Genomic DNA, 8,418 nt, shown 5'->3' with positions numbered 1-8,418 from the left:
CCGGTGATCAGGCGGTCCGCTTGACTCAAAGACCCAGCGCCTGCGCGCGAAGCGAATGGGGGAGATAGGCCGCCGCCCCGCGACCGCAAGGGCGGACGGCGGGGCAGGGACCCGGAATGGGGCCTGGGACAGGCTCAGGCGAGGGGCGCCTCCAGGCGGCATCTGGCGCTCCAGCCGCCCCGGAAGGTGGTCAGCTCCTCCACCGCCACCTCGTGGACCCGGCCGTCGCTTTCGATGGTGAACAGGTCGCCCAGGCGCGGCGTCAGCGGGTCCACCGACCAGATCACCACCTCGCCGCGGGTCGGCAGGTCCTCGTCCAGGATCTCGTAGCCGCTGCGGTTGAAGGCGCGGACCTCGGCATCGATGCGCTTCACTTGCGCCTCCGCACGCCGCGGCCCAGGCCGATCTGCTTGGCGAAGTCGGAGCGCCGGGCGGCATAGGCCGGCGCGACCATCGGATAGTCCGGGGGCAGGCCCCACCGCCGGCGGTAATCGTCGGGGCTCATGTTGTAGCGCGAGCGCAGGTAGCGCTTCAGCATCTTCAGGCGCTTACCGTCCTCGAGGCAGACGATGTAGTCGTGCTGCACGGACCTGCCGATCGGCACGGCCGGCTTCGGCCGTTCCTCGGGCTGGGGCTGCGCGCCGCCGCCGGCCTTGGTCAGGCCCTCCAGCGCGTGGTGCACGGTGCGGATGATGTCGGGGACGGCTTCGGCGGAAACGGCGTTCCGGCTGACATAGGCCGCGACTATCCCTGCGCCCAGGCGCAGCAGCTCCTCGCCCGAACGGGGGTCGGGGTCGGGTCCAACGCTCATTCAGTCCCCCTTCTCATACGCTTGCACACAGCCCGCCGCGCCTCGCTTGCGCGTGCACGTCGGGTGAGGCTGCAACGCAGGCGGGCGGCTTTGGTTCCGGCGTTGGAAGCGGGCCCCGTTCGGAGTAAAGAGCGCACTCCGCCCGCCCTGGATTCTCCCCGCTCGAAAGGCGCCGCCCTTGAACGTGCACGCTCCCCAGCCTTCCACCGACGAGTTCTTCACCCAAGGCCTGGCCGCCGGCGACCCCGCCATCGCCGCCATCGTCGGCAGGGAGCTGACCCGCCAGCAGGAGCAGATCGAGCTCATCGCGTCCGAGAATATCGTCTCCCGCGCGGTGCTGGAGGCGCAAGGGTCGGTGCTCACCAACAAGTACGCCGAGGGCTATCCCGGGAAGCGCTACTACGGCGGCTGCGAGGTCGTGGACGAGGCCGAGGTGCTGGCCATCGAGCGGGCCAGGCAACTGTTCGGCTGCGAGTTCGCCAACGTCCAGCCGCACTCCGGCAGCCAGGCGAACCAGGCGGTGTTCATGGCGACCATGAAGCCGGGCGACACCTTCATGGGCATGAACCTCGACCACGGCGGCCACCTGACCCACGGCAAGAGCGTCAATCAGTCGGGCAAGTGGTTCGCCCCCGTCGCCTACGGCGTCCGCGCCCAGGACCATCTGATCGACTACGACGAGGCGGCCGAGGTGGCCCGCGCCAACCAGCCCAAGGTGATCATCGCCGGCGGCTCGGCCTATTCGCGCCACATCGACTTCGCCCGCTTCCGCGCGATCGCCGACGAGGTGGGGGCGCTCCTGATGTGCGACATCGCCCACTACGCCGGCCTGGTGGCGGCCGGCGAGTACCCGAACCCGTTCCCGCACGCCCATGTGGTCACCACCACCACCCACAAGACCCTGCGTGGCCCGCGCGGCGGCATGATCCTGACCAACGACAGGAAGCTGGCGAAGAAGATCGACAGCGCGGTGTTCCCGGGCCTGCAGGGCGGCCCCCTGATGCACGTCATCGCCGCCAAGGCCGTGGCCTTCGGGGAGGCCCTGCGGCCCGAGTTCAGGCTCTACGCCCGGCAGGTGATCGAGAACGCCCGCGCGCTCGCCGACAGCCTGCAGAGCGCCGGCTTCAAGATCGTCTCCAACGGCACCGACAGCCACCTGATGCTGGTGGACCTGACGCCGAAGGGCGTCTCCGGCGCCGACGCCGAGATCGCCCTGGAACGGGCCGGGATCACCACCAACAAGAACTCGATCCCCGGCGACCCGCTGCCGCCGATGCAGACCTCGGGCCTGCGAGTCGGCTCGCCGGCCGGCACCAGCCGCGGCTTCGGCCCGGGCGAATTCCGCCAGGTGGGCGCCTGGATCGGCGAGGTGCTCGACGGCCTGCGCCAGGGCGGCGACAACACCGCGGTCGAGCAGAAGGTGCGCGGCGAAGTCGTGGCCTTGACGCGGCGCTTCCCCATCTACTCCTAATGGGGGTAGATGGCCGCGAAAGGGGCTAGATATGCGCTGCCCGTTCTGCGGCCACGACGAGACCCAGGTGAAGGACAGCCGACCGTCGGAAGACGGGGCGGCGATCCGCCGACGCCGGCTCTGCCCGGTGTGCAACGGCCGCTTCACGACCTTCGAGCGCGTTCAGCTGCGCGAGATCACAATCCTGAAGCGGTCGGGCCGGCGTACGCCCTTCGACCGCGACAAGCTCGCCCGCTCGATCTCCATCGCCATGCGCAAGCGGCCGGTGGAGCCGGAGCGGGTGGAGCGGATGATCTCCACCATCGTGCGCCAGCTCGAGAGCATGGGCGAGACGGAGCTGCCGTCGTCCACCATCGGCGAACTGGTCATGAAGCAGCTCAAGCAGCTCGATGACGTGGCCTATGTCCGCTACGCCTCGGTCTACCGCGACTTCCGCGAGACCGGCGACTTCGCCCGCTTCCTCGGCGAGGAGGGGCTGAGCGAAGCCGACACGGAGCGCTAGCCGTGGCGGTGACCCTCAAGCTCGCCACCTCGCTCGACGGCCGGATCGCCACCGCCGCCGGCCAGAGCAAGTGGATCACCGGCCAGCCCGCCCGTGAGCAGGTCTACCGCCTGCGCGCCGCGCACGACGCTGTGCTGGTGGGCGCGGAGACGGCCCTGGCCGACGATCCCGAGCTCACCGTGCGCACGCCCGGCTGGAACGGGCCGCAGCCGGCCCGCGTGGTGCTGGACAGCCGCCAGCGCCTGTCGCCCGAGTGCAGGCTGGTCCGCACCGCCCGCGAGATCCCCACCTACATCGTCGCCACGACCGAGCCGGACCCGGCGCTCGTGGAGCTCGGCGTCCGCGTGCTTACCGTCCGCGCCGTGGGCGAGGACCGGCCGGAGCTGAAGACGGTCGTCCAGGCGCTGGCGGACCAGGGGCTGCACCGGATCTTCGTCGAGGGCGGCGGCCAGGTAGCCGGCAGCTTCCTGCGCTGCGGCCTGGTGGACGCCCTGGAGTGGTTCCGCGCCCCCATCGTCATCGGCGGCGAGGGGCGGCCCGCCGTGGGCGCGCTGGCGATCGCCGGGCTTGCCGACGCGCCCCATTTCCGGCGCACCGAGGTCCGCGAGGTCGGCGACGACCTCTGGGAACGTTACGAGAGGATCTAGATGTTCACCGGCATCGTCACCGACGTCGGCCGCGTTCGCGCGGTGCGCGACACCAACCGCGACCGCAGGTTCGAGATCGAGACCGCCTTCGACCTCGCCACTGTCGACATCGGCGCCTCCATCGCCCACGCCGGCTGCTGCCTGACCGTGGTCGAGAAGGGCGAGGGCTGGTTCGCCGTGGAGGTCTCCGGCGAGACGCTGGACAAGACCACCCTGTCCGACTGGCGCGAGGGCCGGCGGGTGAACCTGGAGCGCGCCGCGAAGGTCGGCGACGAGCTGGGCGGCCACATCGTCTCGGGCCATGTCGACGGCGTCGGCGAGGTCACGTCGGTGGAGGAGGAGGGCGGCTCGCACCGGGTGCGGATCCGCGTCCCCCGGCCGCTGCACCGGTTCATCGCCCCCAAGGGCTCGATCACCGTCGAGGGCGTGTCGCTCACCGTCAACGAGGTGGACGACGACGTCTTCGGCGTGAACCTGATCCCGCACACCTGGGACGTGACGACGCTGGGCGAGTTGAAGCCGGGCGCCCGCGTGAACCTGGAGATCGATATGCTGGCGCGCTATCTCGCCCGCTGGCGCGAAACGGCCTAAAGCGTTCGCCCGACCACCAAGGGCGACATTCCAGATGACCGAAGAGCCGATCCGCATCCTCATCGTCGAGGCGCGCTTCTACGAAGACCTCGCCGACGCCCTGCTGCAGGGCGCCACCGACGCCCTCAAGGCGTTCGGGGCGGAGTATGAGGTGGTGACCGTGCCCGGCGCCCTGGAGATTCCGGCGGCCATCGCCTTCGCCGAGGAGGGCGGCCACCGCCCGGCCGGCGGCGCCCCGTTCGACGGCTACGTCGCCCTGGGAACCGTGATCCGCGGCGAGACCTACCACTTCGAGATCGTCTCGAACGAGAGCGCCCGCGGGATCATGGACCTGACGATCGGCAAGCGCCTGTGCATCGGCAACGGCATCCTGACCGTCGAGGACGAGGAGCAGGCCTGGGCCCGCGCCCGCATGAGCGAGGGCGACAAGGGCGGCGGCGCGGCGCGTGCGGCCCTGTCCATGGTCGAACTGAAGCAGCAACTGCTTGGCGGCAAGCGATGAGCACGCCCCGTCAGGCCCGCTCGGTGGCCCGCCTCGCCGCCGTCCAGGCCCTCTACCAGATGGAGGTCTCCAGCGCGGGGGCCGAGACCGTGATCCGCGAGTTCGCCGAGCACCGGTTCGACCGCGACCTGGAGGACGTCACCCTGGCCGGGGCCGACGAGGCCTTCTTCGCCGACCTGGTGCGCGGCGTCGTCGCCGAGCAGAAGGCGGTGGACGCCGGCATCGCGCGGCGGCTGGCCCAGGGCTGGCGGCTGGAGCGGCTGGACGCCACCGTGCGCGCCATCCTGCGCGCCGGGGCCTACGAACTGGCCCACCGCGGCGACGTGCCCACCGAGGTGGTGATCGACGAATACGTCGAGCTCGCCAAATCCTTCTTCGAGGGCCCGGAGCCGGGCTTCGTGAACGGGGCGCTCGACGCCGTGGCCCAGGATGTCCGGAGCTGACGAGTTCGGAGAGATCGAACGGCTGTTCCGCCCCCTGACCCACGGGGCGCCGGGAGCCTTCGGCCTGCTGGACGACGCCGCCGTGGTCCCGAAGCGCCCGGCACATGACCTGGTGGTCACCAAGGACGCCATCGTCGAGGGCGTGCACTTCCCGGCGGGCGAGGCGCCCGACCTGGTGGCCCGCAAGCTGCTGCGGGTGAACCTGTCGGACCTGGCCGCCAAGGCGGCCGAACCGTTCGCCTGCTTCCTCGCCGTCTGCTGGCCGAAGGCCTTCGGGCCGAACGACCGGGCGCGCTTCGCCAAGGGCCTGGCCGCCGACCTGGAGACCTTCGGGCTCGACCTGCTGGGCGGCGACACCACCACCACGCCCGGCCCCTTCACCGCCAGCCTGACGGCCCTGGGTTGGGCGCCGGAGGGCCGCATGGTCCGCCGCGCGGGCGCCCGGGCGGGCGACCAGGTGCTGGTCAGCGGCACGATCGGCGACGGGGTGCTGGGGCTGGCCGCCGTCCGCGGCGAGATCGACGACCCGGAGGGCGACCTCGCCTTCCGCTACCACCTGCCGGAGCCGCGCCTCGACCTGCGCTCGCCGCTCCGGCGCCTGGCGACCGCCGCCGCCGACGTCTCCGACGGCCTGGTGGCCGACGCCCGCCACATCGCCCGCGCCAGCGGCCTTCGCCTGACCCTCGACCTGGAGCGGATCCCGCTGTCCCGCGGCGCCGCCACCTGGCTGGAGGCCCAGCCCGACCCGACCGCCGCGCTCCTGAGGCTCGCCACCGGCGGCGACGACTACGAGGTGGTCTGCACCATGCCCGCGGGGACCGTGAAGCCGCCGGGGTTCACCCTGGTCGGCGAGGTCTCGCAAGGCGAAGGGCTGGCGGTGCGGATGTCCGGCCGCCCGGTCGACCCCGGGCACGGGGGATGGCGGCACATCTGACGGGCTCCACGGAACCACGTTCCGCGGCAGGGGTTCGCCAAATGAACCCGGCCGGGGAGGCCGCGCACCATGACACCGCCCGTAGGGCTGATCTCGCTCGCGACCGCGCAGCCGCCGCACGAGCTGCCGCAGGCCGACGTCGCGCGGGTCGCGCGGGAGATCTTCCAGGACCGCTTCCCGCAGTTCGAGCGCATGGCGCCGGTGTTCGAGACCACCGGCATCCGCACCCGCCAGTCGGCCATGCCCATGGCCTGGTACCTGGAGCCGCGCGGCTGGCCCGAGCGCATGGAGGCCTATGCCGCCGCCGCCGTGGAGCTCTTCGTCCGCGTCGCGGGGGCGGCCCTGGACGAGGCCGGCCTCACCGGCGCGGACATCGACATGATCGTCACCGTCTCCTCCACGGGAATCGCCACGCCGAGCCTTGAGGCCCGGGCGATGGAGGCCATGGACTTCCGTCCCGACGCCGCGCGCGTGCCGGTCTTCGGCCTGGGCTGCGCAGGCGGGGCGACCGGCCTGGCGCTGGCCGCGCGGCTGGCGGCGGCCGAGCCGGGCGCGCGGGTGCTGCTGGTCGCCCTCGAGCTCTGCACGCTCTCCTTCCGGCTGGACGCGCCCACCAAGGCCGACATCGTCGCCACCGCCCTGTTCGGCGACGGGGCGGCGGCCTGCGTCCTGCGGGCCGGCGAAGCGGGGTTCGCCCGGGTCGGGGGCGCGGCCGAGCACACCTGGCCCGGCACCCTCGACATCATGGGCTGGCGCGTGGACCCGCAGGGCCTCGGCGTGATCTTCGCCCAGGCCATCCCGCCCTTCGCCCGCCAGCGCCTGCGCCCGGCCATGGACGCCATGCTGGCGGGGCAGGGGCTGGCGGTCGAGGACGTCGACCGCTTCGTCTGCCATCCCGGCGGGACCAAGGTGGTGGAGGCCCTGGAGTCCGCCCTCGGCCTCGGCCAGGGCGCGCTGGACCACGAGCGCGGCGTGCTCGCCGACCACGGCAACATGTCCGCCCCGACCGTGCTCTACGTCCTCGACCGCGTGCGCCGCGCGGGCCTGCCGTCCCGCTCCGTGATGACCGCCCTGGGACCGGGCTTCACCGCCAGCACGGTGACCCTCGACGCCGCATGATCCTCTCGATCCTGATCCTCGGCTTCGTCACCGTCCAGCGCCTCGGCGAGCTGGTCCTGGCCCGCCGCAACACCCGCCGCCTCCTGGCCCGCGGCGGCGTCGAGGCGGGCGCCATGCACTATCCGATCATCGTCGGCCTGCACGCCGGCTGGCTGGGCGGGCTCTGGTGGCTGGCCTGGGACCGGCCGGCGAACCTCGCCTGGCTCGCCGTCTTCGTGGTCCTGCAGGCGCTGCGCGTGTGGGTGATCGCCACCCTGGGCGGGCGCTGGACGACGCGGATCATCACCCTGCCGGCCGAGCCGCCGGTGACCCGCGGCCCCTACCGCTTCCTGCGCCATCCCAACTACGTCGTGGTGGCGGCGGAGGTCGCCGTCCTGCCGCTGGTCTTCGGCCTCTACGCCTACGCCCTGGTGCTCTCGATCCTCAACGCCTCGGTCCTGTTCGTCAGGATCCGCGCCGAAGAGGCCGCGTTGCGCGAGGCCTCCGCCGTCCGCTGAGGCTCGGACATGTCGAACCGCACCTGGCTGCGGCCGAAGTCCAGCGCCACGGCGTCGAACTGGGTGAGCAGGTCCATGCCCAGGACGATGGAGGGGGTGTCCCTCAGGCCCCAGATGTCGAACACGTGCATGTCGGCGTAGACCACGGGCACGTTGCCCAGGCGCAGGCCGCCCAGCCTGAGGAACGGCAGGTAGAAGAGCTCGCCCTGGAAGCGCTCGCCGGCCAGGGTCTCCAGCTCCAGCTTGATCGGCGGCTCCTGTCGGCCGCGCCTGCGCTCGGCGGCGACCACCAGCGCGTGCAGCGGGGCGTTGCAGAGGCTGACGTGGGCTCCTGAGTCGATCATCGCGCTGATCCGCTCGCCGCTCAGGTCGGCGTCGACGATGGTCAGCTGGCCGAGCCGGCGCCTCGCCGGCACCACCACCCGGCCTTCCTCGGACTGGTCGCTGCGGGAGCGGGTGATCTCGATGGTCCTGGCCTTGAAGTCGAGCACCAGCCGCTGGCCCTTCAGCCAGTCGACGCCCAGCACGCCGTCCACCTCCTCGCCGCGGATCGGCAGGGCGGGGGCGCGGACCCGCCGGCGGTGGCGGGCCCCCACCTGCAGCCGGTCGATCATCACGCTCGGCCGCGTGCGCACGCCCACCACGGTGTGCACCCGGGTCGGCGGTCCGGGGGTGAGGGCGAGCTGGTCCATCAGCCGGTGCGACACGCACGAGGCATTGGCGCCGGTGTCCAGCAGGAAGCGGTAGGGCCCCTGGCCGTTGATCGTCACCGGCGCCAGCAGGTGGTCGTTGCGGCTCTCCTCCGCCCCGACGGAGATCGAGGGCTCGTCCGGATCGTCCGGGGCCTCGATCGCGGGCGCCTCGGTCTCCGGCGCCTGCGCGCGGGCCAGGGCGGGGAGGG

The 8,418-nt window shown here is 72.3% G+C and carries 12 protein-coding genes; 9 read left to right on the top strand and 3 right to left on the bottom strand.

All coding sequences use genetic code 11. The annotated features are described in order from the left end of the window. Positions 1-134: 134 nt before the first annotated feature. Together V7Z97_RS18245 and V7Z97_RS18240 are read right to left on the bottom strand one after the other, a co-directional pair. On the bottom strand, positions 135-374 hold the full coding sequence (locus V7Z97_RS18245; RefSeq protein ID WP_334164866.1) for a hypothetical protein: 240 nt from the start codon (positions 372-374) through the stop codon (positions 135-137). Then, positions 371-811: a MucR family transcriptional regulator gene (locus tag V7Z97_RS18240; protein ID WP_334164865.1), complete on the bottom strand. Its 441-nt coding sequence runs from the start codon at positions 809-811 to the stop codon at positions 371-373. The genes V7Z97_RS18245 and V7Z97_RS18240 overlap by 4 nt, the downstream gene beginning before the upstream one ends. A gap of 184 nt (positions 812-995) precedes the next feature. On the opposite strand from V7Z97_RS18240, the gene glyA reads away from it, so the two are divergent. From glyA to V7Z97_RS18195, 9 genes are all read left to right on the top strand, one after another. Then, positions 996-2,282, top strand: a complete 1,287-nt coding sequence (gene glyA, locus V7Z97_RS18235) for a serine hydroxymethyltransferase (RefSeq protein ID WP_442958049.1) — start codon at positions 996-998, stop codon at positions 2,280-2,282. A 31-nt stretch (positions 2,283-2,313) separates the two neighbouring features. After that, positions 2,314-2,784: a transcriptional regulator NrdR gene (nrdR, locus tag V7Z97_RS18230; protein ID WP_334164864.1), complete on the top strand. Its 471-nt coding sequence runs from the start codon at positions 2,314-2,316 to the stop codon at positions 2,782-2,784. 2 nt (positions 2,785-2,786) lie between these two features. After that, positions 2,787-3,431: a RibD family protein gene (locus V7Z97_RS18225; protein ID WP_334164863.1), complete on the top strand. Its 645-nt coding sequence runs from the start codon at positions 2,787-2,789 to the stop codon at positions 3,429-3,431. Beyond that, on the top strand, positions 3,432-4,022 hold the full coding sequence (locus V7Z97_RS18220; RefSeq protein ID WP_334164862.1) for a riboflavin synthase: 591 nt from the start codon (positions 3,432-3,434) through the stop codon (positions 4,020-4,022). Between the two features lie 34 nt (positions 4,023-4,056). Continuing rightward, positions 4,057-4,524: a 6,7-dimethyl-8-ribityllumazine synthase gene (gene ribH / locus V7Z97_RS18215; RefSeq protein WP_334164861.1), complete on the top strand. Its 468-nt coding sequence runs from the start codon at positions 4,057-4,059 to the stop codon at positions 4,522-4,524. Further along, on the top strand, positions 4,521-4,967 hold the full coding sequence (nusB, locus tag V7Z97_RS18210; RefSeq protein ID WP_334164860.1) for a transcription antitermination factor NusB: 447 nt from the start codon (positions 4,521-4,523) through the stop codon (positions 4,965-4,967). The genes ribH and nusB overlap by 4 nt, the downstream gene beginning before the upstream one ends. Next, the gene (thiL, locus tag V7Z97_RS18205; protein ID WP_334164859.1) at positions 4,954-5,901 is read left to right on the top strand and encodes a thiamine-phosphate kinase; all 948 of its coding nucleotides are present in this window, start codon (positions 4,954-4,956) and stop codon (positions 5,899-5,901) included. Before nusB ends, thiL begins: the two co-directional genes overlap by 14 nt. Before the next feature lie 69 nt (positions 5,902-5,970). Further along, complete coding sequence (locus V7Z97_RS18200; protein ID WP_334164858.1) at positions 5,971-7,020, top strand: type III polyketide synthase; 1,050 nt, start codon at positions 5,971-5,973, stop codon at positions 7,018-7,020. After that, on the top strand, positions 7,017-7,517 hold the full coding sequence (locus V7Z97_RS18195; protein ID WP_334164857.1) for an isoprenylcysteine carboxyl methyltransferase family protein: 501 nt from the start codon (positions 7,017-7,019) through the stop codon (positions 7,515-7,517). The genes V7Z97_RS18200 and V7Z97_RS18195 overlap by 4 nt, the downstream gene beginning before the upstream one ends. Here the strand turns inward: V7Z97_RS18195 and V7Z97_RS18190 are convergent. Next, positions 7,421-8,418 (bottom strand): retroviral-like aspartic protease family protein (locus tag V7Z97_RS18190; protein WP_334164856.1); only part of this gene is annotated, 998 nt, incomplete at its 5' end. The genes V7Z97_RS18195 and V7Z97_RS18190 overlap by 97 nt on opposite strands.

It is taken from the genome of Phenylobacterium sp., from assembly GCF_036821595.1.
GTDB lineage: Bacteria > Pseudomonadota > Alphaproteobacteria > Caulobacterales > Caulobacteraceae > Phenylobacterium.
The sequence above is the reverse complement of the archived record's forward strand: the minus strand, read 5'-3'. Positions and strand labels throughout refer to the sequence as shown.

Bases quoted from the DNA above. Each gene is read 5' to 3' on its own strand.
- nrdR (WP_334164864.1), top strand. From the start codon at position 2,314: ATGCGCTGCCCGTTCTGCGGCCACGACGAGACCCAGGTGAAGGACAGC.
- V7Z97_RS18195 (WP_334164857.1), top strand. From the start codon at position 7,017: ATGATCCTCTCGATCCTGATCCTCGGCTTCGTCACCGTCCAGCGCCTC.
- ribH (WP_334164861.1), top strand. From the start codon at position 4,057: ATGACCGAAGAGCCGATCCGCATCCTCATCGTCGAGGCGCGCTTCTAC.
- V7Z97_RS18240 (WP_334164865.1), bottom strand. From the start codon at position 811: ATGAGCGTTGGACCCGACCCCGACCCCCGTTCGGGCGAGGAGCTGCTG.
- V7Z97_RS18200 (WP_334164858.1), top strand. From the start codon at position 5,971: ATGACACCGCCCGTAGGGCTGATCTCGCTCGCGACCGCGCAGCCGCCG.
- V7Z97_RS18220 (WP_334164862.1), top strand. From the start codon at position 3,432: ATGTTCACCGGCATCGTCACCGACGTCGGCCGCGTTCGCGCGGTGCGC.
- nusB (WP_334164860.1), top strand. From the start codon at position 4,521: ATGAGCACGCCCCGTCAGGCCCGCTCGGTGGCCCGCCTCGCCGCCGTC.
- thiL (WP_334164859.1), top strand. From the start codon at position 4,954: ATGTCCGGAGCTGACGAGTTCGGAGAGATCGAACGGCTGTTCCGCCCC.